Origin of the sequence: Bacillus pumilus, from assembly GCF_900186955.1 — a bacterium.
Lineage (GTDB): Bacteria > Bacillota > Bacilli > Bacillales > Bacillaceae > Bacillus > Bacillus pumilus.
In genome coordinates this window covers 642,578-667,799 of the sequence record NZ_LT906438.1, presented here as the reverse complement: position 1 = coordinate 667,799, position 25,222 = coordinate 642,578, and the positions used below count along the sequence as shown (strand labels likewise).

Annotated in this window: 26 protein-coding genes and 2 riboswitches; of the genes, 3 read left to right on the top strand and 23 right to left on the bottom strand. The window is 44.7% G+C overall.

Annotated elements, in window-relative coordinates; all coding sequences use genetic code 11:
* Positions 1-23 precede the first annotated feature (23 nt).
* On the top strand, positions 24-245 hold the full coding sequence (locus tag CKW02_RS03355; protein WP_034320223.1) for a YgaP family membrane protein: 222 nt from the start codon (positions 24-26) through the stop codon (positions 243-245).
* 30 nt (positions 246-275) lie between these two features.
* Here the strand turns inward: CKW02_RS03355 and CKW02_RS03350 are convergent, their stop codons facing one another.
* From CKW02_RS03350 to CKW02_RS03335, 4 genes are read right to left on the bottom strand one after another with little or no spacing between them, the layout of a single operon-like run.
* The gene (locus CKW02_RS03350) at positions 276-1,541 is read right to left on the bottom strand and encodes a peptidase (RefSeq protein ID WP_003214186.1); all 1,266 of its coding nucleotides are present in this window, start codon (positions 1,539-1,541) and stop codon (positions 276-278) included.
* A gap of 14 nt (positions 1,542-1,555) precedes the next feature.
* Positions 1,556-2,221, bottom strand: a complete 666-nt coding sequence (locus tag CKW02_RS03345) for a 3-oxoacid CoA-transferase subunit B (RefSeq protein WP_003213973.1) — start codon at positions 2,219-2,221, stop codon at positions 1,556-1,558.
* Positions 2,197-2,883, bottom strand: a complete 687-nt coding sequence (locus tag CKW02_RS03340; protein WP_034620204.1) for a CoA transferase subunit A — start codon at positions 2,881-2,883, stop codon at positions 2,197-2,199. The genes CKW02_RS03345 and CKW02_RS03340 overlap by 25 nt, the downstream gene beginning before the upstream one ends.
* 12 nt (positions 2,884-2,895) lie before the next feature.
* The gene (locus tag CKW02_RS03335) at positions 2,896-4,260 is read right to left on the bottom strand and encodes an aspartate aminotransferase family protein (RefSeq protein ID WP_095117762.1); all 1,365 of its coding nucleotides are present in this window, start codon (positions 4,258-4,260) and stop codon (positions 2,896-2,898) included.
* Between the two features lie 190 nt (positions 4,261-4,450).
* Between CKW02_RS03335 and CKW02_RS03330 the strand changes: the two genes are divergently transcribed.
* Complete coding sequence (locus CKW02_RS03330) at positions 4,451-6,109, top strand: PucR family transcriptional regulator (protein ID WP_003213838.1); 1,659 nt, start codon at positions 4,451-4,453, stop codon at positions 6,107-6,109.
* On the opposite strand, the gene ablB is transcribed toward CKW02_RS03330, so the two are convergent.
* The 17 genes from ablB to CKW02_RS03245 form a co-directional block, all read right to left on the bottom strand.
* Complete coding sequence (ablB, locus tag CKW02_RS03325; RefSeq protein ID WP_003214347.1) at positions 6,104-6,949, bottom strand: putative beta-lysine N-acetyltransferase; 846 nt, start codon at positions 6,947-6,949, stop codon at positions 6,104-6,106. The genes CKW02_RS03330 and ablB overlap by 6 nt on opposite strands.
* Positions 6,950-6,971: 22 nt before the next feature.
* Positions 6,972-7,166 carry a hypothetical protein gene (locus tag CKW02_RS03320; protein WP_003214038.1) on the bottom strand — a complete coding sequence of 65 codons (195 nt, stop codon included), beginning with the start codon at positions 7,164-7,166 and terminating at the stop codon, positions 6,972-6,974.
* 113 nt (positions 7,167-7,279) lie between these two features.
* A complete protein-coding gene (purD, locus tag CKW02_RS03315) occupies positions 7,280-8,554 on the bottom strand; it encodes a phosphoribosylamine--glycine ligase (protein ID WP_003213839.1) in 1,275 nt (424 codons plus the stop codon).
* A 12-nt stretch (positions 8,555-8,566) separates the two neighbouring features.
* Entirely contained in the window at positions 8,567-10,105 is a 1,539-nt protein-coding gene (gene purH, locus CKW02_RS03310) for a bifunctional phosphoribosylaminoimidazolecarboxamide formyltransferase/IMP cyclohydrolase (protein ID WP_003214148.1), read from the bottom strand.
* A 15-nt stretch (positions 10,106-10,120) separates the two neighbouring features.
* The gene (gene purN / locus CKW02_RS03305; protein ID WP_003214278.1) at positions 10,121-10,690 is read right to left on the bottom strand and encodes a phosphoribosylglycinamide formyltransferase; all 570 of its coding nucleotides are present in this window, start codon (positions 10,688-10,690) and stop codon (positions 10,121-10,123) included.
* The gene (gene purM, locus CKW02_RS03300) at positions 10,687-11,727 is read right to left on the bottom strand and encodes a phosphoribosylformylglycinamidine cyclo-ligase (protein ID WP_034620207.1); all 1,041 of its coding nucleotides are present in this window, start codon (positions 11,725-11,727) and stop codon (positions 10,687-10,689) included. The genes purN and purM overlap by 4 nt, the downstream gene beginning before the upstream one ends.
* Before the next feature lie 95 nt (positions 11,728-11,822).
* A complete protein-coding gene (gene purF / locus CKW02_RS03295) occupies positions 11,823-13,253 on the bottom strand; it encodes an amidophosphoribosyltransferase (protein WP_003213939.1) in 1,431 nt (476 codons plus the stop codon).
* Positions 13,229-15,460, bottom strand: coding sequence for a phosphoribosylformylglycinamidine synthase subunit PurL (purL, locus tag CKW02_RS03290; RefSeq protein ID WP_095117760.1), 2,232 nt, complete (start codon positions 15,458-15,460; stop codon positions 13,229-13,231). Before purL ends, purF begins: the two co-directional genes overlap by 25 nt.
* Positions 15,444-16,127, bottom strand: coding sequence for a phosphoribosylformylglycinamidine synthase subunit PurQ (gene purQ, locus CKW02_RS03285; protein ID WP_003214213.1), 684 nt, complete (start codon positions 16,125-16,127; stop codon positions 15,444-15,446). Before purQ ends, purL begins: the two co-directional genes overlap by 17 nt.
* Positions 16,124-16,378 (bottom strand): phosphoribosylformylglycinamidine synthase subunit PurS, encoded by a 255-nt coding sequence (purS, locus tag CKW02_RS03280; protein WP_003214349.1) that lies wholly within the window; start codon positions 16,376-16,378, stop codon positions 16,124-16,126. The genes purQ and purS overlap by 4 nt, the downstream gene beginning before the upstream one ends.
* Positions 16,371-17,093, bottom strand: a complete 723-nt coding sequence (purC, locus tag CKW02_RS03275) for a phosphoribosylaminoimidazolesuccinocarboxamide synthase (RefSeq protein ID WP_095117757.1) — start codon at positions 17,091-17,093, stop codon at positions 16,371-16,373. The genes purS and purC overlap by 8 nt, the downstream gene beginning before the upstream one ends.
* Before the next feature lie 72 nt (positions 17,094-17,165).
* Positions 17,166-18,461 carry an adenylosuccinate lyase gene (gene purB, locus CKW02_RS03270; RefSeq protein WP_003213884.1) on the bottom strand — a complete coding sequence of 432 codons (1,296 nt, stop codon included), beginning with the start codon at positions 18,459-18,461 and terminating at the stop codon, positions 17,166-17,168.
* Positions 18,458-19,600: a 5-(carboxyamino)imidazole ribonucleotide synthase gene (gene purK / locus CKW02_RS03265; RefSeq protein ID WP_003214172.1), complete on the bottom strand. Its 1,143-nt coding sequence runs from the start codon at positions 19,598-19,600 to the stop codon at positions 18,458-18,460. The genes purB and purK overlap by 4 nt, the downstream gene beginning before the upstream one ends.
* Positions 19,593-20,081 carry a 5-(carboxyamino)imidazole ribonucleotide mutase gene (gene purE / locus CKW02_RS03260; RefSeq protein ID WP_003214022.1) on the bottom strand — a complete coding sequence of 163 codons (489 nt, stop codon included), beginning with the start codon at positions 20,079-20,081 and terminating at the stop codon, positions 19,593-19,595. Before purE ends, purK begins: the two co-directional genes overlap by 8 nt.
* Positions 20,082-20,250: 169 nt before the next feature.
* A riboswitch (purine riboswitch) is annotated at positions 20,251-20,352 on the bottom strand.
* A 79-nt stretch (positions 20,353-20,431) separates the two neighbouring features.
* On the bottom strand, positions 20,432-20,632 hold the full coding sequence (locus tag CKW02_RS03255) for an NETI motif-containing protein (RefSeq protein ID WP_003213949.1): 201 nt from the start codon (positions 20,630-20,632) through the stop codon (positions 20,432-20,434).
* Positions 20,629-21,183, bottom strand: a complete 555-nt coding sequence (locus CKW02_RS03250; protein WP_003214176.1) for a DUF2179 domain-containing protein — start codon at positions 21,181-21,183, stop codon at positions 20,629-20,631. The genes CKW02_RS03255 and CKW02_RS03250 overlap by 4 nt, the downstream gene beginning before the upstream one ends.
* A gap of 205 nt (positions 21,184-21,388) precedes the next feature.
* Positions 21,389-22,186, bottom strand: a complete 798-nt coding sequence (locus tag CKW02_RS03245) for a DUF6574 domain-containing protein (protein WP_003214283.1) — start codon at positions 22,184-22,186, stop codon at positions 21,389-21,391.
* 152 nt (positions 22,187-22,338) lie between these two features.
* On the opposite strand from CKW02_RS03245, the gene CKW02_RS03240 reads away from it, so the two are divergent.
* Entirely contained in the window at positions 22,339-22,527 is a 189-nt protein-coding gene (locus CKW02_RS03240) for a hypothetical protein (protein ID WP_231953218.1), read from the top strand.
* Between the two features lie 26 nt (positions 22,528-22,553).
* Here CKW02_RS03240 and CKW02_RS03235 read toward each other — a convergent pair whose 3' ends face one another.
* Entirely contained in the window at positions 22,554-23,879 is a 1,326-nt protein-coding gene (locus CKW02_RS03235; RefSeq protein ID WP_003214014.1) for an NCS2 family permease, read from the bottom strand.
* 144 nt (positions 23,880-24,023) lie between these two features.
* Positions 24,024-24,125, bottom strand: a riboswitch (purine riboswitch).
* Positions 24,126-24,240: 115 nt separating this feature from the next.
* Complete coding sequence (locus CKW02_RS03230; RefSeq protein WP_003214033.1) at positions 24,241-25,137, bottom strand: LysR family transcriptional regulator; 897 nt, start codon at positions 25,135-25,137, stop codon at positions 24,241-24,243.
* Positions 25,138-25,222 lie beyond the last annotated feature (85 nt).

Below are 25,222 nucleotides of genomic sequence, written 5' to 3'. Positions count from 1 at the left end.
TTAAAAAAGGAGATTTACCTTCAATGAAACCTAATCTCGGCTTAATGGAAGCGCTCATTCGAATTGCCTGTGGAATGACAATATGTACTGTGGCTGGTTCTTTATATGCTAGAAAACCATGGAGTAAAATGCTGCTTTTCAGCATCATGTTCGGCGGAATGAAACTGGCATCTGGCATTCTTCGTTTTTGTCCAGTGACGTATATGTGTGAGCAGCAAGACACACATAAAGAGAAGGCTGAGTGAACAGCCTTCTTTTTTGTGATCGTTTTTATATCACTCCGCTGCTTCACACCATTCCACCATCGTACCTGCGATAATTTCTGCGGCTTCAATGACATGCTCAATGTCGATAGATTCATTCGGAAAATGGGCAAGCTCTGTTGTTCCAGGTCCGAAGACGATGATCGGGATACCTGCCGCCTGTGACAGTAATCCGCCGTCTGTTCCCCAAGGAGCAGCTTCGATCTTTGGGGGCTCCTTCTTGACCGCTTCATATTGTTCCTTCAATAGACCTAAAAGTGGATGATCCGTATCGATTGAGCCTGGAAGCCATCTAGCACCAAACCATTCGACTTCAACAGGATGCTCTTTGAACCATTCATCCTCTTCCCCAAGTCTCATCATCCAATTTTCTAGTTCCTTCTCTGCCTGCTCAACCGTCTCACCTGGCATCACACCAAGTCTTCCCTCCATTGTGACTAGATCTGCTACAGAGGACGGCCAATCACCACCTTGAATTTTCCCTATGTTGATGGGGATTGGAATGGGGATATGCTGAAATAATGGTTCGGTGATGCGTTGATTTCGTTCTTCTTCAAGTGCCGCTACATGCGAAAGAACGATCGTACTCTTTTCAATAGCGGAAACGCCATGATATCTTGTTCCGCCATGAGCTGCCCTTCCTTTAATATGCAGTCTGAACCACTTAGATCCCTGCTGAATCGGAAAGATTTTCATATGACTTGGTTCTGGAATGATCGCCGCATCTGCTGTATACCCTCTCAGTATGGCTGCAAGAGTACCGGCGCCGCCGCTCTCTTCTTCGACGACACTATGAAACACGACATCCCCTTTCAGCGGAATCTGAAGCGCATGCAGTGCCTCTAGTGCAAAGAGTAAAGAAACATTTCCGCCTTTCATATCTGTTGCCCCGCGTCCATAAAGTCTCCCGTTTATGATATGCCCGCTGTAGGGCGGATATGTCCATTGTTTCGCATCTCCTGCTGGCACAACATCGACGTGCCCATTTAATAAAATGGATTTGCCGCCCCCTTTTCCCTTCAATCGTCCGGCGACATTGGGACTTCCTTTAAAGGAACGTCTCGGGGAATAGAAATACGGGTGTTCTAGCAAGTCTTCTCCGCCAATGTCCCATACATCTACATCAAAACCAATGGCAGACAGCTTATTTGCTACGATTTGCTGCACACCTTGTTCATTCCCTTGGGTGCTCTCACATTGCACCATTTGCTGAAGAAGCGCAATCGCTTCATCTTGGTGCTCTCTCATCCAGCTTCTGATACGTGTGATTGGCTGCAAGTCATTCATCCTTTCTACACAACAGATTTGACATCAGGCGCTAAAATTAAAGGTGCCTCTGTCGCCCTTATGACATCTTCCGGCTGATACGGCGGCATGACTTCACGTAAAATGAGCAGCTGTGATTTGACCTCAATGACTGCCATATCCGTAATAATTAGATCCACACAAGACTTAGCAGTTAAGGGCAGTGTGCAGGCAGATTTCACCTTTGACTCACCGTGTTTATCGAGGTGGCTCATCACCACCACAACCTTTTTCGCCTTTTGCGCAAGCTCAATCGCTCCGCCCATCCCGGGTACTCGTTTGCCTGGCACAATCCAATTCGCAAGATCACCCTGACTGCTTACTTCAAGTGCACCTAAAATGGTCATATCCAGCATGCCTTTTCGAATGATGCCAAAAGCGGTCGTGCTGTCCATGTATGAGCCGCCTTTTGTTAACGTAATAGGAAAACCACCGGCATTGCACAAATTCGGATCTTCTTCTCCTTGTGCTGGTGAGGCGCCTGCCCCCATAATGCCGTTTTCTGCATGAAGCCATACGTTGTAATGCGCTGGAATGTAATCAGCCGCAAGGGTTGGGATGCCGATCCCAAGATTGACGATCATGCCATCTTCAATTTCCTGCGCCGCCCGTTTGGCTATGCGGTGTCTTAAATCGATGTCTCCCATGCCCATGTCCAGTTCACTCCTTTTGATTGCACGATCTGGTTCACAAATACGCCTGGTGTCACGATTTCCTCTGGATGAAGACTGCCTACAGGCACGATCTCTTCCACTTCCGCAATGGTCCAGTCTCCTGCCATCGCCACAATCGGGTTTGTATTCCGTGCACTTTTATCAAATATCAGATTTCCTGCTTCATCTGCTTTGAAGGCATTCACAATGGCAATATCCGCTGTCAGCGCAGGCTCAAGGATATATGTCTTTCCGTTTAGCGGCACGAGCTGCTTCTCATCGAGATTGAGGCTATCCATGCCGACATCTGTTACAATGCCTGCCAAGCCCATCCCGCCAGCTCGTATTTTTTCTGCTAGAATGCCCTGCGGGTAAAAATGAACATCTAGTGTACCTGATTGCATTTTCTGTCCGGCTATTGGATTTGAGCCAATATGAGAAGCAATGATCTTCTTGACTCTTCCTTCTGTGATCAGCCGGCCAACACCTATTTGCGGGAAGCCTGCATCGTTTCCGATCAATGTCAGATCTTTAATATTCGCTTCTAGAATGGCGTCGATCAATGATGGCGGCGACCCTACGCCGCCAAACCCGCCAAACATGATGGTCATGCCGTCCCTAAAATGCGTGATCACTTCATCTACATTCACTGTTTTGTTCATCATCTTTCCTCCCTACATCGCAGATGGGAAAAACCCTCGGTTGATGACTTCTTGTTCGACCTGCGTGATGGTCTGCTCAAATAATTGAATAAGTTCATCCATCTCCTGCTGCGTGATAGAAAGCGGCGGTGCAATCATGACCGCTGCACCTCCCAATCCATCCTCGCCGGCGCTTGCTGGGTATACGAGCAAGCCATTTTGCTTCGCTGTCTCAACGACTAAATGCGTCATTTGAGCATGGGCAGGAAATGGTGTTTTCGATAAACGGTCTGCGACAAACTCAATGCCGATGAGTAGTCCCTTTCCTCTCACATCTCCTATGATGAAATGGTTTGTTTGCACATCCTTTAAAGCATTCATTAAATAGCGGCCAGACAGATCCGCTCGGTCAGGAAGCTGATGTTTTTTCATATATCGAATGACAGCCAGTGAGACGGCTACTGAAAGCGGGTTGCCGCTATAGGTATGACCTGCCATCACAGATCCGGAACCACTCAGAATTGGCGCGATGACATGATCCGCTGAGACGGCTGCCGCAATCGGTGAATAGCCAGCACTCATCCCTTTGCCGAGAACCATAATATCTGGTACGACGCCCCAATGCTCCATCGCAAACATTTTCCCAGTTCGTCCAAAGCCTGTCATGACTTCGTCTGCAATCATTAAAATATCGTTTTCCTCACAGACACGCTTCATTGCTTCAAAATATCCGTCTGGCGGTACTAGAGCCGCTCCCGATGCTCCGACAATCGGCTCTGCAATAAAAGCGGCTATCCTCTCTTTTCCTATACGCTGAATGACGGTTTTAAATTCCTGGACATACCATTCAACCTGCTTGCCCTCTTCCTTCGGCAGCCATGAACGATAGCTATATGGCGGAGACAGCACTGGGTTCTTTTCGAGCAATGGTTCAAAGCGCTCTCTCCTTGCAATATGTCCGGACATCGACAGCGCACCGAGGGTGATGCCGTGATAACTCATCCATCGAGAAATAATGTGATTCTTCTCCGCCTTTCCCTGCTCCTGCCAATGCTGAATAGCAATTTTCATAGCCGTTTCTGTTGCCTCTGATCCGCTTCCGACAAAAAAAGACCAGTTCAGGTTACCTGGACAAAGCGTACTCAATTCATAGGCAAGTTCTTCTGCTGGTTCATTTGTGAATTGTGATCTGTACGTAAAGCTCACTTTTTCCGCTTGCTCGGTCATGGCATCAATGATTTCACGTATGCCATGTCCAATACTTGCCGTGACGGCCCCCGATGAGCCGTCTATATATTTTTTTCCGTCCCGATCATATAAATAAATTCCCTCTCCTTTCACAGCCACAGGATAATGCTGATTCAACATTGGTTTGATTAAGTAATCCCGGGTTTCCACTTTGCCATTCCTCCCTCTCTCGTCAGCAGCTGCCTCTTTCTTTTTCATGAATCGCAAGAAAATTTTGTATACTTGTTATAAGATTAGCTTAATCAAGAGGGCAGTCATCCTCCATTCGCCACATGCCCGAATTTCAGACGCATTTTTTATACATCGTGTATAAGAGTGTTCAAAAGGAGGTCATGAGTCTATGGCGATTCTCGTCAAAGATGCACTCTCGCTCGATATCATGAAGGGAACAAAGCTGCTTGCTGGAGAAAATGGACTGGATCGCCTCATTCAGTGGGTGACCATCGTGGAAATCATCGAGGACACGTCGAGGCTTTCCGAAGGGGAATTACTCGTCACAACCGGATTTGGGCTCGCAGACAATCAAGAAAGACGCGCCCGGCTTGAGGAATTGATTCAATCTCAAAGGCTATCAGCTATCGCCATTTATAAAGGTGTGTACTTAAGCGACATTCCAACATCACTCATTCAAGCGGCGAAAAATAGCGGCATTCCGCTCATCGAGATTCCGCCACACATCAATTTCTCAGATATTACAAAAGCCGTGTTAGAACAAATCGTGAGTAGCCAGCTTCATCAGCTTAAATATTCATCCGCGATTCATCAAAGACTGACCCAATTAAATGTAAGGAATAAAAATGTGACGCAAATTACAGAGGAACTGGCACATCTCACTGCAGCGAACATTGTCGTTCTTGATGTCTTTTTACATCAAACAGCGGCTCACCTCATCAAAGATGAAGTGACGTACTCTCCTGCTTTTGGCTTTCTGACAGATCATGAACCAATTGAAACCATGCCCCTTCTCAAGCAGGCAGAGGAAAAAGGGCGGCTCGTCTATGACACGTGCGGAGCATTTGTCCTCGCCGCATGTCCGGTGATTGCGATGGGTGATATTTTCGGGTTTATTGTGTCTTTAAAGAAAAAGGATACGTGGCATCATCTCGACGCGATTGCGATCGAGCATGCTGGGGCAGTGTATGCGATTGAATGGCTAAAGCAAAAAGCCATTCAAGATACAGAAAACCAAATGCAGGGACATTTGTTAGATGATATTTTGCAGCAGCAATATACAGAAGAAAGCTACGTGGTCGAACAAGCAACAAAGCTGCAATATGATATGAGCGAGGAGCAGGTGGTGATCTACTTTCAATTTCAGCATCAGCACACACAGCTCGATCACCAAATGATGCAGCGCCTCTCTCAATTACTCACGTCGATCTTTGAACGCAGACATATTCCCTTTTTACTAAAGGCAAGGCTTGATTCCATTTTTATCCTGACACCCGCAGGAAAAAAAGCGTTTCAAGAAGCGGAATGGTATCGCGCAGCAGAGGAGTGCCGGAGCACTTGGTCTTATTTTTTCCCCGTCCATCCGATTGTCATTGGTATTGGGAGAGCCTATGACCAGATCAGTCTCTTTTCTAAAAGCGCGAAGGAAGCGCAGTATGCAGCAAGGCTTCTTCCGCTTTTAAAAACAGACGAAAGCATCATTCATTATCAAAAGCTCGGCTTATATGGGATGCTTCTTGAAATGAATGAAGCGGGTATGAATTTGCATGATTTTTACGTGGAGCTGTTAAGCCCTTTGCTTTATACGAAAAAACAAGGGGCTGACCTGATCCATACACTCGAAGTGTATTTGGCACACAATGAAAATATTCAAAAATCTGCGGGAGAATTGTTTATTCACAGACATACCTTAAGCTACCGGCTGAAACAAATTGAAACGAGAACAGGCTGCAGCCTCAAATCAACAGATGATCGGATGAAGCTGCAGCTCAGTATCATGGCGTACCGCCTTTCTGGTTTGCTTGATCAGATGAGAACCATTTCATGATTCATTTGGCGTTTTGACCCATAAATTCATATCTTCAATTTTGTCAAAAATATAGCAGTTGTTTTGGAAGCGCCCGGTATATGTATAACCAAGCTGATAAAACACTTGATTCATTCCATAGGACAGTGCACGGGCAAGTGAATAAAAGACATAGATATGCATCGACTGGAGTTCTTTTTCAAGTGCTAGAATTAAATGATGCATGAATCCTAGTTTTCTATATGAAGGAAGGGTCGCACAATCTGTTAATTCCGCATGACCATACGGCGCATTGATCTCAGCGGATGCTGCACTCACAATGTGTCCGTTGTGTTCAACAGCATAAAAGACCGTCCCTTCCTCCATTACCTTTTGAATATAATCTGGCTCGTTCATTGGCGTAGGATACGTTTCAAAGACCGTATCATAGAGCTTTGCCAGCTTGTGCACATCCTTCAGATCGGCTTTCCTCATCACATACTCATCCTGCCACGTGCCTTGGTCTTTTTTAATCGGCTTTTCTTGTATAGACGCAACTATTTCATCTTCCTTCAGCCAATATGGACTGTTCATCCGCCCCTCAGTGAGAAATAGAGACATGCCGTACGCATCACTTCCAAGAAAATAATGAGAAAACACGCCTTCAAGCCGAAAGCCTTTCTCTAAAAAAAGCGGCACATGCTCACGTCTTACTTTCACAATGACCTTAGAAGCCTTACAGGCCGCCGCTTCCTGAAGAACGGACTGAATGACATCCCGCACCCTGCCACTATAGTCGTCCAAACGAATTCGCTCATTAAATGAATCAATACAGATCAAGGCAGAAAAACGCTCGTTTGCAAGTTTCTTCAATTGCACCATACACTCATTCCTCTCTAATGAATCAGTTAATAAAGAATGTCCAAATAGAAAACGAAACAATGACAATGCCAGAAAAAATGGAAATGACCATATAACGAAGGGCTGAACCTTTTTTGACTTTGTTTTGCTTGATTGCTACCCGCATGATGTGATTTGAAGTGACTAAAAATAAAATGAGCATGACGATTGCAAAGATAATAAATGCTTTGATTTCCATGTTTCCTCCCTATATCTTTTCGTGATCCCATACTACTTCTTCATTTTCAATCGGCATCCCTTCTCATGAACAAAAAACACCTTTCCATCTCATCAGATAGAAAGGTGTTTTGATTAAACGGATTTCCCCGCAGCCTTCAGCGCACGGGCTCCAATGTCACGGCGATAAAATAGACCTGGCTGAATAATTTCTTCAACCGCTTCATACACTCTTGATCTTGCCGCTTCAAATGTCTCGTCAAATGCCGTCACATTTGCTACACGGCCGCCATTTGTGACGAATTGATCGTTTTCTTTTTTTGTTCCTGCGTGGAAGGTCACGACATCAGAAACAGTTGTTTGCAAAGCACCGATCGGTGTGCCTTTTGCGTAGTCCTCCGGGTATCCTTCTGAAGCAAGAACCACACTGACAGCCGCAGTGTCTTTCCACTGTAAGTCCACATCTTTTCCATCTAGAATATCGAGGAATACTTGGACTAGATCTGATTCAAGACGAGGGAGAACAACCTGCGTTTCGGGATCGCCAAAGCGTGCATTGAATTCAATGACCTTTGAGCCTTCTGGTGTTAGCATTAAGCCTGCATATAAAATGCCTGTAAACGGACGCTCCTCCTGCACCATGGCACGAGCAGCCGGTTTGACGACATCTTCCACCGCTTTTTGGACAACTTCATCTGAAATTTGCGGAACTGGTGAATAAGCGCCCATTCCGCCGGTATTCGGTCCTTTGTCATCTTCAAATGCCCGTTTGTGATCTTGCGCGATCACCATTGGGTACACCTTTTCTCCATTGACAAAGGCCATCAGTGAAAATTCCTCGCCTGTTAAAAATTCCTCGATGACGACCGATGCACTTGCATCGCCAAACTTTTCATCCTCTAAAAAGTCGTGCAGACAGTCGATCGCCTCTTCAAGTGTCATCGCAACTGTCACGCCTTTTCCTGCTGCGAGACCATCTGCTTTAATGACAATCGGCGCACCCTTTTCTTCCACATATGCCTTCGCTTCTTCAAACGATGTAAAAGTGGCATAAGCGGCGGTCAGGATCTCATAATTTTTCATTAAGTCTTTTGCAAATTCCTTTGAGCCTTCAATGACTGCGGCTTTTGCATTTGGTCCAAATACCTTTAGACCTGCCTCTTCAAATGCATCGACGACACCTGCAATTAAAGGAACCTCTGGACCGACAATCGTTAAGCCGATTTCATTGTCTTTTGCAAAACGAATTAATGCCTCATGATCACCTTCGTCGATCGGTACAAGCTTCGCAGCATCTGTCATTCCATCATTGCCGGGTGCGACAAATACTTGGCTGACAAGTTCACTTTGGTTCACTTTCCATGCGATGGTATGCTCTCTTCCGCCTCTGCCGATAATTAATACGTTCACACTGTCATCCCCTTAATGTTTGAAATGTCTAACGCCAGTGAAGACCATGGCGATGCCGTATTCATCTGCTTTTTGGATTGATTCTTCATCACGAATGGAACCACCTGGCTGGATGATCGCTGTGACGCCTGCCTTTGCAGCAGCTTCCACTGTATCGCCCATCGGGAAGAATGCATCAGAGCCTAGTGCGCTTCCTTTCGCTTTTTCACCTGCTTGCTCAATCGCAATATTTGCTGAGCCCACGCGGTTCATCTGACCAGCGCCGATCCCTGCTGTCATTTGATCTTTTGCAAGGACAATGGCATTTGATTTCACATGCTTGACGACTTTCCAAGCAAGCTTTAAGTCTTTCCATTCGTCTTCTGTAGGTTCTCTTTTCGTTGGAATAGAGATCGTTGCTTCCTCTAAGCCATACGTATCAATATCCTGCACGAGCAGTCCGCCATGAACACTTGTCAGCTGCTTTTCTTTTTTCTCAAGATCTGCTTCTACATCTAATGTTAATAGACGAAGGTTCTTTTTCGCTGTTAACACGTCAAGCGCTTCTTGGCTAAACGATGGAGCGATGACGATTTCTAAGAAAATCGTATGGAGCACCTCGGCCGTTTGCTTGTCTACTTCACGGTTAAGCGCCACAATGCCGCCAAAAATAGACGTTTCATCTGCTTTGAATGCACGGTCAAAGGCTTCTGCAATCGTTTCTCCAGTACCAACGCCGCATGGGTTCATATGTTTTACAGCCACAGCCGCTGGCTCCGTAAATTCACGCACGATTTGAAGAGCTGCATCTGCATCTTTGATGTTGTTGTAGGAAAGCTCTTTTCCGTGTAATTGCGTTGCAGTAGCTAAAGAGCCTTTGCTTGGAAGAGCATTTTCATAGAAAGTCGCCGCTTGGTGCGGGTTTTCTCCATAGCGAAGGGATTGTTTTTTCTCAAACGTGACGGTGAACTGCTCTGGCTCTGTTTCGCCAACAAAGTTCGTTAAATAATCTGCAATGAGGGCATCGTAAGCAGCTGTATGACGGAATACCTTCGCCGCAAGCTCACGTTTTTTCTCAAGTGACACGCCGCCTTCTTTGATTTGCTGAACGACTGTATCATAATCACGAGGATCGACAATCACTGTGACGTCTTGGTGGTTTTTCGATGCCGCACGAAGCATTCCCGGTCCGCCAATATCAATGTTTTCAATTGCTTCTTCATACGTTACATCGTCTTTTGAGATCGTCTCTTTGAATGGATAGAGATTCACGACAACAAGATCAATCGGCTGAATGCCATGCTTTTCAATCTGTGCCATATGCTCATCGTTTTCTCTCACAGCCAATAATCCACCATGAATGTTCGGGTGAAGCGTTTTGAGTCGTCCGTCCATGATTTCAGGGAATCCAGTGACTTCAGAAATCCCAATGACATCAATGCCATTCTCTTGAAGAAGCTTATGAGTACCTCCAGTTGAAATGACTTCAACACCAAGTTCTGTTAATTCTTTCACAAAAGGTACAAGATTCGTTTTATCAGAAACACTGATTAATGCGCGTTTGATCGTCATGCCTTCGTCACCTCATTAAGATAATTCTAAAAGTGATTTGATCACTTTTGGATATAGTGTGTGTTCTAGTTCATGCATTCTTTTTTCAATTGATTCAAGCTCTTCGCCTTGTTCAATATAGATCGCGGCTTGGTCAATAATCGGACCTGTATCCATCCCTTCATCAACAAAATGGACGGTGATGCCTGCCACTTTGACGCCTGCTTGATGCGCCTGTCCGATGGCATCAAGACCAGGGAAAGCTGGCAGCAAGGATGGGTGGATATTCACGATTTTCCCTTTGTATGCTTCAAGTAATGTCGGGCCGATTAGTCTCATATACCCCGCAAGGAAAACCCATTCTACTTCATGAAGCCTCAGTTGTTCGATGATTGTTTGTTCAAAAGCGGCTTTATTCGGAAAAGCCTTCGGGGTAAAAGCAAAGGAGGGAATGCCCTCTTTCTCAGCACGCTCCAGCACCTTTGCACTCGGTTTATCACAAATCACAATGGCGGCCTCTGCCTGCCACTTTTCTTCTTTTAACGTATCTATAATGGCTTGAAAGTTCGTCCCGCTTCCAGAGGCGAAGATCGCAAACTTCTTCATGAGAGGCTTCCACCGCCGAATGTGACACCTTCTCCTTTTTGAACACGTCCGATGAGAAATGCTTTCTCTCCATCCTGTTCAAGTCCGCTAATCACATCCACAAGATCGTCCTCTTTGACAGCTAGGACAAAGCCAATGCCCATATTAAACACGTTGAACATCTCTTCTGCCTTCAACTGACCCTTTTCTTGAATAAAGGAGAAAATAGGGGGAACTGGCCATGAGCCGTTATCTACCTCAACACCAAGACCTTCAGGCAGCATACGTGGTAAATTCTCAATAAAACCGCCGCCTGTCACATGTGCCATGCCGTCAACCTTGCCGGCTTTCACTTGTTTGAGTACGGGCTTCACATAAATTTTTGTCGGTTCAAGAAGCTCTTCTCCGAGCGGTCTTGTAAAAGGTTCATACGTTTGATGCAGGTCAAGACCAGCGTCTTCCAGCAAGACTTTACGAACGAGAGAGTATCCATTGCTATGAATTCCGCTTGAGCTGAGTCCAATAAGCAAATGCCCTTCCTTGATGCCCTCTCCCGTTACGATTTCATCCTTTTCAACTACACCTACTGAAAAACCAGCAATATCATATTCTTCTTCTGTGTAAAGACCTGGCATTTCGGCTGTCTCACCGCCGACAAGTGCTGAACCAGACTGCTCACATCCGTCAGCCACACCTTTGACAATGGATTCAATTTTTACCGGATCTGCTTTTCCAACGGCTAAGTAATCTAAGAAAAAGAGCGGTTCTGCCCCTTGTGCAAGCACATCGTTGACACACATGGCCACGGCATCGACGCCGATCGTATCGTGTTTATCCATTAAAAAGGCAAGCTTTAATTTCGTTCCGACACCATCTGTTCCTGAAACAAGAACGGGCTTTTTGTATGGCAGCTCAGATAGATCAAACATACCGCCAAATCCACCTAGAGCGCCCATGACACCTGCTCGTTTTGTACGTTCTACGTGTGTTTTCATTCGTTTGACGGCTTCGTACCCTGCTTCGATGTCGACACCGGCGTTTTTATATGCTTCTGACATCCCATTCACTCCTTTTAGCTGCTGCTTTCCATGTATTTTCGGCAGAATGAAAGAGCAGCATATCAACTCATCTTGACTGCTGCTCCTTTATTCGATTATTTCGTCAAGACCGTTTCCTTCACATGCGGAAGAACCGTATCTTCATATATTTCAGTCGGGTATTTCCCAGTAAAGCATGCTAAACACTGACCGCGCTGCGGATCATCATACTTCCTGCCAATCCCGTCCATTAAACCGTCTACAGATAAAAATGCAATGGTGTCCGCACCGATTTCCTGTCTAATTTCTTCCACTGAATGAGAAGAAGCAATCAGCTCTTCGTGTGTGGATGTATCAATTCCATAAAAACATGGGTGTGCGATTGGCGGTGAACTAATGCGTACATGGACTTCCGTCGCACCCGCTTCTCTTAGCATCGTGACAATTCTGCGGCTCGTTGTCCCGCGTACGATGGAATCATCCACCATCACAACACGCTTTCCTTCGACAACTCCGCGTACAGCAGACAGCTTCATCCGTACGCCCTGCTCACGCAATGCTTGAGACGGCTGGATAAACGTCCGGCCAACATAACGGTTTTTAATCAAACCGAGCTCATACGGAATACCTGTTGCTTCGGCATATCCAATCGCTGCAGAAATACTGGAATCTGGTACACCTGTCACAACATCTGCTTCGACATGCGCTTCCTCAGCAAGCTTTTTGCCAAGACTCTTTCTCGCACTATGCACATTGATGCCGTTGATATTGCTGTCAGGTCTTGAGAAATAAATGTATTCCATGCTGCACATGCTGCGGTTAATATTCATCGAGAAGCGCTCAGATTTTAAGCCTTCATCATTAATGATCAGCATTTCGCCAGGCTCCACATCACGTAAATACGTGGCACCGACAACATCAAATGCACATGTTTCAGAAGCGACAACATAAGCATCCCCAAGCATACCAAGTGAAAGCGGGCGTAAGCCATTTGGATCAAGCGCCACGATCATTTCTGTTTCCGTCATGATTAAGAAAGCATAGGCTCCCTTAAGCATGGACAGCGCATTTTTGATCTGTTCCTTCAATTCCATATGCCCGCTGCGCTTAATTAAATGTGCCAGCACTTCGGTATCAGAAGAGGTCTGGAAAATGCTCCCTTGGTTCTCTAGCTGCTGCTTTAACTGCGTTGCATTCACTAAGTTTCCATTATGAGCAAGGGCAAGACTGCCATTGTTTTGCGAACGGAAGAAGAGGGGCTGCACATTTTCAAAGCCGCCTCCGCCTGCTGTCGCATATCGAACGTGTCCGATCGCACCTTTTCCTTTCAAATCCTTTAGCTCACCGTTTTGAAAGACTTCCGTAATCAGTCCAAGGCCTTTGTGTGATGTGAGGTTCTCACCATCTGTTGCAATGATTCCCGCACCTTCTTGTCCTCGGTGCTGAAGGCTATGCAATCCGTAATATGTGATTTGCGGGGCTTCTTCGTGTCCCCAAACCCCAAAGACACCACACTCTTCATTTAAGCCTCTGATTTCAGCAAGCATGGGATCGCTCCTTTCCATGCACGTTCAAGCTCGTTGACCGCTGCATGAATCCATTGTTGTCCTTCTTGATTTTTGACAGTAAACACACCATCATTTGTAACCGTTCCGACTTCTTTCGCATCTTTGACAGCCGCAGCAAACGCTTCGCGGTGCTCCAGTTTGACTGTGACGACAAAACGTGACTGTGTTTCACTGAATAATGAAGCTTCGCTGTTTAAATCGATTTGGATATCTGCACCAAGCCCGTCAGTTCCAAATGTACTTTCAGCAAGTGCTACACCAAGTCCGCCTTCAGACACATCGTGTGCTGATTGAACGAGACCGTTTTGAATCGCGGCTAGCAGGGCTTCTTGACGCGAAAGCTCTACGTTCAAATCAATTTCCGGTGTTTTTCCGTAAATACGACCTTCTGTCATCTTTTGAAGCTCACTGCCTGCAAATTCTTCCTTCGTCTCACCAATGACGAAAATGACATCGCCAGCCTGCTGGAACGATTGAGTCGTAATATGAGCAGTATCTTCGACCAAACCAACCATCCCAATGACTGGTGTTGGGTAAATCGCTGTTCCATTTGATTCGTTATATAAAGAGACGTTCCCACCGATAACTGGTGTGCTTAGCGTGCGGCATGCTTCGCTAATCCCGTCAGCAGACTTTTCAATTTGCCAGAAAATTTCTGGTTTCTCCGGGTTACCGAAGTTCAGGTTATCTGTCACTGCAAGTGGACGAGCGCCTGAGCAGACAATGTTACGTGCTGCTTCTGCGACGGCGATTTTCCCACCGACCTCTGGATCAAGGTAGAGATAACGTGCGTTACAATCTGTTGTCATCGCTAGAGCTTTTTTCGTTCCACGGATTCTTAGTACACCCGCATCAGAGCCCGGTGCAACGACGGTATTTGTCCGAACCATGTAGTCATACTGATCATAGACCCATTCTTTACTTGCAATCGTTGGCTGCTGAAGGAGCTGCTTTAATGTCTCTGCTGCATCTTTGATCGCTGGAGCTTCCACTTTTGTTTCTAAAAACTCACGATAGTATGCAGGCTCACTTGACGGCTTGTGATAAACCGGTGCTTCCTCCGCTAGTGCATCAACAGGAAGCTCACAAACCATTTCGCCTTGATGGAGTAAACGAAGCATTTTATCGTCTGTCACATGACCGACTGATACTGCTTCAAGATCGTATTTTTCGAAAATATCAATGATTTCTTGCTCACGGCCTTTTTCAATGACCAGAAGCATTCTCTCTTGCGATTCAGACAGCATCATTTCGTATGCGGACATGCCTGTTTCACGCTGCGGAATGAGGTCTAGATTCATCTCAATACCAGAACCTGCTTTACTCGCCATTTCCGCACTTGAGCTTGTTAAACCAGCCGCTCCCATATCTTGAATCCCAACGAGCGCATCGTTTTTGATGACTTCAAGGCATGCTTCAAGCAGCAGTTTTTCCATGAATGGATCACCGACTTGAACCGCTGAACGTTTTTCTTCTGATTCATCAGAAAATTCTTCAGACGCAAATGTTGCACCGTGAATACCGTCACGTCCCGTTTTAGCACCAACGTACATCACCGTGTTGCCAACACCTTTTGCCTGCCCTTTTTTGATGTCTTCATGGTTGATTAATCCAACACACATCGCATTCACGAGCGGATTGCCTTCATAGCTTTGATCAAAATGAACTTCTCCGCCGACTGTAGGAATTCCGATACAGTTTCCATAGCCTGCGATCCCTGCCACTACTTCTTCAAACAAGTACTTCACGCGCGGTGAAGTCAGTTCACCAAAACGAAGAGAGTTTAGTACAGCAATTGGACGCGCACCCATGGAGAATACATCACGGATAATTCCGCCGACACCAGTAGCTGCTCCTTGATACGGTTCAATCGCAGATGGATGGTTATGTGATTCGATTTTAAATACAACCGCTTGGTTGTCTCCAATATCAACGATTCCAGCGCCTTCCCCAGGACCTTGAAGAACATGCTCTCCTTTTGTCGGGAATTTGCTTAAAACAGGCTTTGAGTTTTTATAACTGCAATGCTCTGACCACATGACAGAAAAAATGCCTATTTCTGTGTAGTTTGGCAGCCTGCCAATAATGGATTCGATTAAAGCGAATTCTTCATCACTCAATCCCATTTGCTGATACAATTTCTCTTCTTTAATTTGCTTGTGACTTGGTTCAAGCAGTAGTGACATGAGTGTCCCTCCAATTTTTCACGATAGATTGAAACAATTTAAGTCCGTCTGCGCTGCCTAGTAATGTATCAACCGCGCGCTCAGGGTGCGGCATCATGCCGAGTACATTGCCCTCTTCATTCGTTATACCTGCAATTCGATTGACACTGCCGTTAATATCGTCTCCGTAAGTGAAAGCGATTTGGTTATTTTCAATCAGCTTCGCTAAAGTGTCTTCATCACAGTAGAAGTTGCCTTCACCGTGCGCTACAGGAACCGAAATGGATTCGCCTTTTTGATAGCCGCTTGTAAATTGCGTTTCGTTGTTCTCTACAATGAGTTCAACTGGACGACAGATAAATTTTAAGTCTTTATTTCGTCTCATCGCACCTGGAAGAATACCAAGCTCCTGAAGAATTTGAAACCCGTTACAAACACCGAGAACAGGTTTTCCATCCGCAGCTGCTTTTTTCACCGCCGGCATGATGTTTGAAAAGCGAGCAATCGCACCGCATCTTAAGTAATCCCCATAAGAGAAACCGCCTGGTATGAGTACACCGTCAAATCGGTCAAGATTTGTTTCGTCGTGCCATACATATTCAACTTGTTCACCTAACTCATCTTGAATCGCATGGTACATATCGATATCACAGTTAGAGCCAGGCAAGACGATCACTGCAAACTTCACTGTGCGACAACCTCCTCCACCTCATAGCGGTAATCTTCAATCACCGTGTTGGCCAGTAATTTTTCACACATTTCTTTGACGACTGTGTCTAAATCACGATCTGATTTTTCAATGACAAGCTCCATGTATTTCCCGATACGGACATCCTTTACTTCCTGATAAGACATGCTGTGCAAGGCGTGCTGCACGGCACTTCCTTGTGGATCAAGAACGCTCTCTTTTAAGCTGACAAAAATTTTCACTTTATACATGTTTATGGCCTCCAAGTCTTTTGAAAATTTCTTCGTATGCATTTGTTAAGCCGCCCAGGTTTCGTCTGAACACGTCTTTATCAAGCTTTTCGTTTGTATCTTTGTCCCAAAGCCTGCACGTATCAGGTGAAATCTCATCAGCTAGCAAAATACGATTCTCGTGATCTATTCCGAATTCAAGCTTGAAATCAATTAAATTCACATGGCAGTCTGAGAAGATTTGCTTTAACTCTTCATTTACTTGTCTTGTGATCTGCTTCATTTCCTCGACCTGCTCTGGTGTCGCTGCATCTAAAATGCGAATATGATCTTCTGTAATGAGCGGATCGCCGAGTGCATCATCTTTGTAGTAAAACTCGATCAATGGTGTATCCAGTTTTGTTCCCTCTGGAATGCCAAGGCGCTTTGACATACTGCCTGCCACCACATTTCGTACAACGACTTCAAGCGGCACAATCTGCACCTTTTGAATGAGCTGTTCTGTTTCAGAAAGTCGTTTCACAAAGTGATTGTTGATCCCTTTCTCATGTAGCATTTGAAAGATTAAGCTTGAAATTTCGTTATTCAGTCTGCCCTTGCCTTCGATTTCAGCTTTCTTTTCGCCGTTAAATGCTGTCGCTGAGTCTTTATATTCGACATATAAAATTTGCTCGTCATCGGTCTGATAGATTTTTTTCGCTTTGCCTTCGTAGAGAAGTTCTTGTTTCACAATCATTCAGGTTGGCCTCCTAATTTGAATGTTGGCAATTTTCAGGATTGGGCACCTGACAAGCAGGTGGCCCTTTTCTTACGCAAGACCTAGACGTTCGAAAATCATATCGACATTTTTCAAGTGATAGTTGTAATCGAAGCAGTCAGCGATTTGTTCAGGTGTTAAGCGTGATGTGATTTTTTCTTCCGCTTCTACTAATGAACGGAAATGGACTTGCTTTTCCCACGCTTCCATTGCCTTCGGCTGAACCGTATCATATGCCTCTTCACGTGCCATGCCTGTATCGATTAATGCAAGAAGAACGCGCTGTGAGTAAATCAAGCCAAGTGTGCGGTCCATGTTGCGTTTCATGTTCTCAGGGAAGACCGTCAAGTTTTTCACAATGTTTGAGAAACGGTTTAGCATATAGTTCAGTGCAATCGTTGCGTCTGGTAAAATGATGCGCTCAGCAGACGAATGAGAAATATCACGCTCATGCCAAAGTGGTACATTCTCATAAGCTGTCAGCATATATCCACGGATGACGCGGGCAATTCCCGTCATATTTTCAGAGCCGATTGGGTTGCGTTTATGCGGCATTGCTGATGATCCTTTTTGTCCTTTTGCAAAGAACTCTTCTACTTCACGTGTTTCACTCTTTTGAAGTCCACGAATTTCAACAGCAAATTTCTCAATGCTTGTTGCGACGAGTGCAAGAGTTGCCATGTAATCTGCATGACGATCACGCTGCAAGGTTTGGGTGGAGATTGGTGCAGCTTTGATGCCAAGCTTCTCACATACATATTGCTCAACAAACGGGTCGATGTTCGCATATGTGCCAACAGCTCCAGAAATTTTACCGTATTCGATGCCAGCTTTTGCTTGTTTAAAACGTTCTAGGTTACGCTTCATTTCTTCGTACCAAAGACCAAGCTTCAAGCCAAATGTTGTCGGTTCAGCGTGTACACCGTGTGTACGGCCCATCATGACGGTATATTTGTGCTCTTTTGCTTTTTCTTTTAGGATGTCAACAAATCTCTCAATGTCCTTGAGCAAGATATCGTTCGCCTGCTTTAATAGATATGAAAGTGCCGTATCCACTACGTCTGTAGAGGTTAACCCGTAATGAACCCACTTTCTTTCTTCTCCTAGAGATTCAGATACAGCACGCGTAAAGGCAACCACGTCATGGCGCGTGTCTTGTTCAATCTCTAGAATACGATCAATATCAAAGCTTGCATTCTTACGCATGGTCACAACGTCTTCTTTTGGAATAACACCAAGCTCTGCCCAAGCTTCACAAGCGAGAATTTCTACTTCAAGCCATGCATTAAATTTGTTTTCCTCTGTCCAGATTGCTGACATTTCTGGTCGTGCGTAACGTTCGATCATTTCCCGTTTCCTCCATCTCTTTCAGTCCATATCTTTGTGATGTTTGTCATCCATTCATTATCAAGCTGTTTCATAAAAGTCATATGCCCCATTTTGCGGCCGGTTTTCACTTCATGCTTTCCATATAGATAAAGCTTCGCTTCTTTGAGAAGCTCAGGATGCTCTTTTGGGATGTCTACTTCATCGCCTAATAAGTTCACCATCATGCCCTCTGATAAAAGGGCTGTACCGCCAAGCGGCAAACCACATATCGCGCGAATATGCTGTTCAAACTGACTCGTCTCACATAAATCGAGCGTATAATGACCAGAATTATGCGGGCGAGGCGCCAGTTCATTGACGAGCAGCTCTCCTTCGTTTGTCAGGAACAGTTCTACAGCAAGTGTACCCACTAGCCCCAGCTTTTCAGCCAGTGTCGTTGCCAACACTTTTGCCTTCTCCTGAATGCTTTTATCTACCCTTGCAGGCACGATGCTTTGGAACAAAATGTTGTGCTTATGAATGTTCTCAGCGACAGGGAATACCGCAATCTCCCCATGAATAGAACGAGTGACGATGACCGAGAGCTCCATTTGAAATGGGACCCAGCTTTCTAAAATACATGTCCCATGTGTAAGCAATGCAGCTGCTTCATGAAGCTGTCCTATTTCCTTGATCACATACTGCCCTTTTCCATCGTAGCCGCCTCTGCATGTTTTCAGAACGGCTGGCAAACCAAGTACGGTTACTGCGTCTTCCAGCTCTTTTTCATCATGAATGATGCGATAAGGCGCGACTTCACAGCCTGCATCTACAATCCCTTTTTTCTCCGTTTCACGATTTTGAGTTAAAAGAAGAAGTTCACTTCCTTGCGGTAAATTGGCTTCTTCCTTCAATTGATTAAGTGCATCATAATCAATATTTTCAAATTCATATGTCACGACATCGCTGATTTCTGCGAGCTGTCTGATTCCATCCAGGTCACTATATGCAGCTGTAATTTCTGTATCAGCAACCTGTCCACAAGGAGATTGTGCGACTGGGTCTAAGACAGCTGCCCGGTATCCCATTTGCTTTGCGCTGACGGCCATATATCTGCCAAGCTGTCCTCCGCCGATAATACCGATGGTTGCGTTTGGAAAAATGGTCTGCTTAGCCAAGCTGATCACTGCTTTCTAGTACAGTCTGTTTTGTTTGCTCTCTTCTTTCTTCAAGGCGAGCAGCGATTGTTTCATCAAATGCTGAAATCATTTGTGCGGCTAGAAGGCCTGCATTTGTTGCACCAGCTTTGCCAATCGCCACTGTCGCAACTGGTACACCGCCTGGCATTTGAACGATGGATAATAAGGAATCCAGTCCATTTAGTGCTTTTGATTGTACGGGCACACCAATGACCGGCAGTGTCGTTTTCGCTGCGACCATCCCCGGTAAATGTGCTGCGCCTCCAGCACCGGCAATGATGACTTTTAGTCCTTTACCTCTTGCTTCTGTCGCATATTCAAACATCAAGTCAGGTGTCCGGTGTGCGGATACTACCTGTTTTTCATACGAAATGTCTAATTCCTCTAAGATATCGCACGCATTTTTCATTGTTTCCCAATCAGATGTACTTCCCATGATGACACCTACAAGCGGCTTCATTTTGTCCCCACCTTTAAGCTGATATTCGATTTTGTATCGTTTGACACGCTTCCCAAACCTAAGTAGCTTGTCAAACGCCGAACAAAAAGACCCGATTTGCATTGCATTGTTAGGAAGCAACACAAACCGGGCCATGGTAAGCGCTGTTCGCTTTTGAAACGCCATGTCAGTTTTGTTCACTATCCTGCATAGTCCAGTCATTTACGGTAACTGGGTAGAAACTTATGGGCCATATTCCCAAGATTATATGAGGTTCGTGTTTTGAATTCATGTTTATCTTAACAACGGATGTTCATGATGTCAACGGATTTATCGAACAATCTATGAAGTCGTCGTTTTAATGTTCGGATTTAGACTATTTTTCCTTCAAATACGATTTTTTTCCCAACCGGAATGATCTGAATCGACCCATTTTCCTTCTTTTCTTGAAAAATCGGCTCCTCCATTCGTCGGACAGGCGAGTAGCCTTCCGTTGCCATCTGGGACAACACTTGATCGATCGACATGTTGTCTTCCACATAGAATTTTTTCTTCTTTGGTTTTGCGGTCATTCTTTAATTCTCCTTTTCTTCACAGCCTTCACCCAGAAACCGCCGTGAATTGATTTGGGCTCATAAGAAATGATAAACGCCTTTGAATCAAGCGTTTTAATCGTTTCATATAATTGCAGTTCATATTTTCTCGGTGTTAAAATTTGCATTGCTGACCGGTCTCCTTCAAGGCCGCCTGCTGCCCAGGTGGTGACACCATATCCTTTTTCTCTCAATTGTCTTGGGAGATCGACATCTAATTCTTTTGTGATCACGTTAACAGTTGTGTAGCCAAGTGCCAGCTTCTCTTCAATTTTCATCCCGACAATGATCCCCATCCCATAACCTAGCGCATACGCAATGACATTTTGGATTTGATCTAAGTTATCAAGTACGATACTTAATCCAATCACATAAATAAGCATTTCAATCGTACCAGCAAATGCAGCTGCGTACCGTCTTCCTTTCATTGTTAAAATCAAACGCATGGTGGAAAAAGAGACATAGACAATATTAATGACTAAAATGATCAAAACCATGGTGAACGCATTGGATAAAAGTTGTTGAAGCACGATTCGAACCCCCTGCACTAAAAATCAAATAAAGCACCCCATATTCTACTAGAGAACAAACCTTGATACAATCAAATTTGCGCGAGAAAAACACATATATCTTTCGACAACAAGGGTGGTCTTTGTTACCAAGAGTTTACCCGTTTTTTTCTCTTCTCAACATGAAAACCTCCTTTTTCAAAAAAGGAGGTTTTCAGTGTGTGTATTATCCAAATCGAACAGGCACAAGTGATGGAATCAAATACTCTCCGACGATGCTCCAAAGCAGTGCAATGATGACAAGCTCCACCAATAAAAAGATCCAGCTGGCATACATTAAATCACCGCGCACCGCTTCATGCTCCGATTGAATCGAACGAAACAGCACGACCGCAATCAACTGGAGACCAAAAAACATCATCACAGATAAAATGACCGTCACATATGGAATATTCAGCATGGCAAATACAAGCCAAAGGATGGATAAAACCAAAACCGGTACAAGTGCGGCACCAAACTTCATGATCACTTCTTTCAGTGATATGTTTCCTTTTAGCATGTACTTTCCGAGTAACCAGACGGTCAGCATCATCAATGTGAGCAGAATGAGTGTAAAGACCGCTACCCTCAAAAAGGCGTCACCAAAAGAGTAATGAATGCCAAAGCCTAATAAACGAGTCTTGGACGCCTTTAATTGAACATAGTTGCCTAAAGCAAAAAACACGCTGAATAACACAATCGAGATCCAGGCGTACTTCATCCGTAATGTTTCCGCTTGATTGATGGCCCGGCTCGGTGATTTTAACATCGCAAGTCCATATGAGCCATAGCGCTTAAACGCGCCTCCTACACCTTGCAGCATACGCTGAATGGCAGAACGCTCATCATCCGCTGCTTTTGCTTTCGACGTTCTTCCACGTTTTGCGGCGCTTCTGCTAAGGCGGGACTGCCTCGTTTCTTGATCTATTGATGGCTCTTCATTTTTTAAGTCTGATGTACTTTGCTCTTCATCTTTTTCTAACATCTCATATCAACTCCTATCCAGCACAATCCTTATAGGCTCATACGAATGACCTATTCGGATGACTCCTCTTAAAGTAGCGGAGTCTCTCTGTTCAGTCAAGATTCCTTGACGTTCATACGAATAGACGGATAAAGGGCAGCAGAGGTTTTAAAATGCCAAGAAAATTAAAAAACAGCAGCTTCCATGAGCTGCTGTTTCAGCGTGTAGACAAACCCTCGCATTCGTTGTCAGTCCTGCGCGCTGGTGCTCACGAATATCAAATTCGCTCCGCAAAAGTAGCCGTCCTTCATAGACTTCAAAGGTTTTCTATCACGCTGAAAGAAGACAAAGGGCTAAAATAAAGATCATTTTAACCCTTTGTCAACAATTAATGATTTAAGAAAGCAAAGTAGAGAATAAAGATCACAAACAATCCATACATAATCGGATGTATTTCTTTGGCTTTCCCTTTAAAGATCATCGTAATCGGGTAGAAAATAAAGCCAACCGCAATCCCTGTTGCAATACTGTATGTGAGTGGCATCATAATCATCGTTAAGAACGCTGGTACGGCAATTTCAAAACGATCCCATGCAATCTTCGCAAGCGGAGCGACCATCAGTGCCCCCACAATGATTAAAGCAGGTGCTGTCACATTCTTTGTAACGATGGATAAAAGCGGCGAGAAGAACATCGCAAGCAAGAAGAAAATACCTGTCACGACAGATGCAAATCCAGAACGTGCACCAGCAGCAACACCTGAGCTAGATTCAACATAAGATGTTGTCGTCGATGTTCCAAGAATAGAACCTACAACAATTGAAGATGAATCCGCTAGAAGTGCTCTTCCTGCACGCGGCAGCTCATTATTTTTCATTAGACCAGCTTGGGTTGCAACAGCCACAAGCGTTCCTGCTGTATCAAAGAACCCAACGAATAAGAACGTTAAAATCACGACAAGCATTTGAATCGAGAAGATGTCTGGCAAGTGAATCAAGGCTTGTCCAAAGGTTGGAGATAAGCTTGGAATACTTCCCACAATTTGCGTCGGTACTGGAACAAGACCAACAATCATTCCTGCAATAGCTGTCACAAGCATCCCAATGAAGACACCTGCATTCACTCGCAGAACCATTAAAATAACAGTCACCACGATACCAAACACCGTTAATAAGACAGGACCACTATGAATGTTTCCAATCGAAACGAGCGTATTATCGTTATTGGCAATAATGCCAGAGCCTTGCAGACCGACAAACGTAATGAATAGGCCAATACCTGCACCAACCGCTAGCTTTAGCTCAGCCGGAATGGCATTGATAATTTTTTCACGGAAACCTGTTAAAGAAAGAGCAACGAAAATCAATCCTGAAACAAATACACCAGAAAGCGCTGCTTCCCATGTAATGCCCATGCCAAGAACAACCGAGAAGGCGAAAAAGGCATTCAAGCCCATACCTGGAGCAATCGCAATCGGATACCTAGCAATTAGCCCCATCAGAATACACCCTGCGGCAGAGGCTAGCGCCGTCGCTGTAAAGACAGCGCCTTGATCAATTCGTAATTTATCTGGAAAATCCGGTACCGACACTAAAGCAAGTGTGATCGGATTGACAAACAAAATGTAAGCCATCGCCAAAAATGTGGTTAAACCACCGATGATTTCTCTGCGGTAATTCGTTCCTAATTCATCAAACTGAAAAAACTGTTTCAAGCCAACTGACTCCCTTCATGTCCTTTTGCTTTAGTCTGCCCCATTCACAAGTCAAATAAAAAACGCCCCAACAGTTTTGGGACGCTTGACTACATATGTGAATTCAGACGGTGACATAAAACAAGAACAATGCATGATTTATATCAAACGAGTGTGAATTGACGTAGTCAAGCTATTTACGGTAGCTTGGTAGAAACTTGCGGGCCATATCCCCGCTATTATACGACTTCTATCTATTTGATTTCTGTGTCTATTGTACCAACTTCATTTTTAAAACACAATACGAAAAGCGAACATTTTTCAAAGAAATGTCCGCTTCATTCGTCTTATTACACGAATTTGGAAAATCGCATGTAGTTCTTTATACACCCTTATCCAAATCCTTCTCTTTTGCAAAAACTGCCTCGGCTACATAGAAAAACTCTTTCACTGCCGGAGAAGCTTGGGAGAGAGACGGACAGGCGAGCGCAACCTCGCGGTGATGAGACACATTCAACTTTCGAATGTGCACAAGCTGCTGCGTTTTTAAAAACAGCTCAGGACCTATCGTGACACCAAGCCCTTCCCCAACCATACGAGCAATGGTCGTACAATCGTGTACTTCAAATAAAGTAGCTGGCTTCAATTGAGCCTCAGCAAAAATATCCTCTACATGTGATTGATACATGCCAGTCGGCATAATAAATGGTTCATCCGCCAAATCTGTGATATCTACAATGGACTGCTGGTGAAAGCGATGATTTGGATGATAGGCGACCACCATCTCATCTTTGATCAGCGGCAGTAAATCAAAGGCTTCATCTGCATGGCCTTTCACAACAAAACCAACATCAATGATGCCAGAATCCAGCCACTCCAATATTTCTTCATACGTTCCCTCATAAAATTTAAATTCGATTTTCGGATGCTTTTTCTGATAGCTCACAAGCAGCTTAGGCAATAAACAAGCTGATGCACTGGCAAAAGTTCCGATACGAATTAAGCCCGTTTCGATATTTTTCGTTAACGCAATTTCTTGCTGGATCTTCTCCACCCTATTTAACACTTCTCTAATATGCGGGAGAAGCGTTTGACCGATATCTGTCAGCATAATACCCTTTTTTCGATCACGAATGAATAAAGACACACCCCACTCCGTTTCTAAACTCGCCACCGCATGACTGACCGCAGACTGCGTCATATTTAATGCTTCAGCTGCTGCGGTAAAACTACCAAGCTCGACCACTTTTGCAACAATATCAAAGCGAACAAAGCTCATGAGTATTCACTCATCTCCTTCATGAAAAACATCAATTTTACTTATGTTAGCACGGAATTTAAACTAAATACAACGTATCAAATTG

Coding starts and splice junctions, on each gene's coding strand:
- CKW02_RS03355 (WP_034320223.1), top strand. CDS start 24: ATGAAACCTAATCTCGGCTTAATGGAAGCGCTCATTCGAATTGCCTGT.
- CKW02_RS03345 (WP_003213973.1), bottom strand. CDS start 2,221: ATGGGCATGGGAGACATCGATTTAAGACACCGCATAGCCAAACGGGCG.
- CKW02_RS03340 (WP_034620204.1), bottom strand. CDS start 2,883: ATGAACAAAACAGTGAATGTAGATGAAGTGATCACGCATTTTAGGGAC.
- CKW02_RS03330 (WP_003213838.1), top strand. CDS start 4,451: ATGGCGATTCTCGTCAAAGATGCACTCTCGCTCGATATCATGAAGGGA.
- ablB (WP_003214347.1), bottom strand. CDS start 6,949: ATGGTGCAATTGAAGAAACTTGCAAACGAGCGTTTTTCTGCCTTGATC.
- CKW02_RS03320 (WP_003214038.1), bottom strand. CDS start 7,166: ATGGAAATCAAAGCATTTATTATCTTTGCAATCGTCATGCTCATTTTA.
- purH (WP_003214148.1), bottom strand. CDS start 10,105: ATGACGATCAAACGCGCATTAATCAGTGTTTCTGATAAAACGAATCTT.
- purN (WP_003214278.1), bottom strand. CDS start 10,690: ATGAAGAAGTTTGCGATCTTCGCCTCTGGAAGCGGGACGAACTTTCAA.
- purM (WP_034620207.1), bottom strand. CDS start 11,727: ATGTCAGAAGCATATAAAAACGCCGGTGTCGACATCGAAGCAGGGTAC.
- purF (WP_003213939.1), bottom strand. CDS start 13,253: ATGCTTGCTGAAATCAGAGGCTTAAATGAAGAGTGTGGTGTCTTTGGG.
- purL (WP_095117760.1), bottom strand. CDS start 15,460: ATGTCACTACTGCTTGAACCAAGTCACAAGCAAATTAAAGAAGAGAAA.
- purS (WP_003214349.1), bottom strand. CDS start 16,378: ATGTATAAAGTGAAAATTTTTGTCAGCTTAAAAGAGAGCGTTCTTGAT.
- purC (WP_095117757.1), bottom strand. CDS start 17,093: ATGATTGTGAAACAAGAACTTCTCTACGAAGGCAAAGCGAAAAAAATC.
- purB (WP_003213884.1), bottom strand. CDS start 18,461: ATGATCGAACGTTACGCACGACCAGAAATGTCAGCAATCTGGACAGAG.
- purE (WP_003214022.1), bottom strand. CDS start 20,081: ATGAAGCCGCTTGTAGGTGTCATCATGGGAAGTACATCTGATTGGGAA.
- CKW02_RS03255 (WP_003213949.1), bottom strand. CDS start 20,632: ATGACCGCAAAACCAAAGAAGAAAAAATTCTATGTGGAAGACAACATG.
- CKW02_RS03245 (WP_003214283.1), bottom strand. CDS start 22,186: ATGTTAGAAAAAGATGAAGAGCAAAGTACATCAGACTTAAAAAATGAA.
- CKW02_RS03240 (WP_231953218.1), top strand. CDS start 22,339: ATGCCAAGAAAATTAAAAAACAGCAGCTTCCATGAGCTGCTGTTTCAG.
- CKW02_RS03230 (WP_003214033.1), bottom strand. CDS start 25,137: ATGAGCTTTGTTCGCTTTGATATTGTTGCAAAAGTGGTCGAGCTTGGT.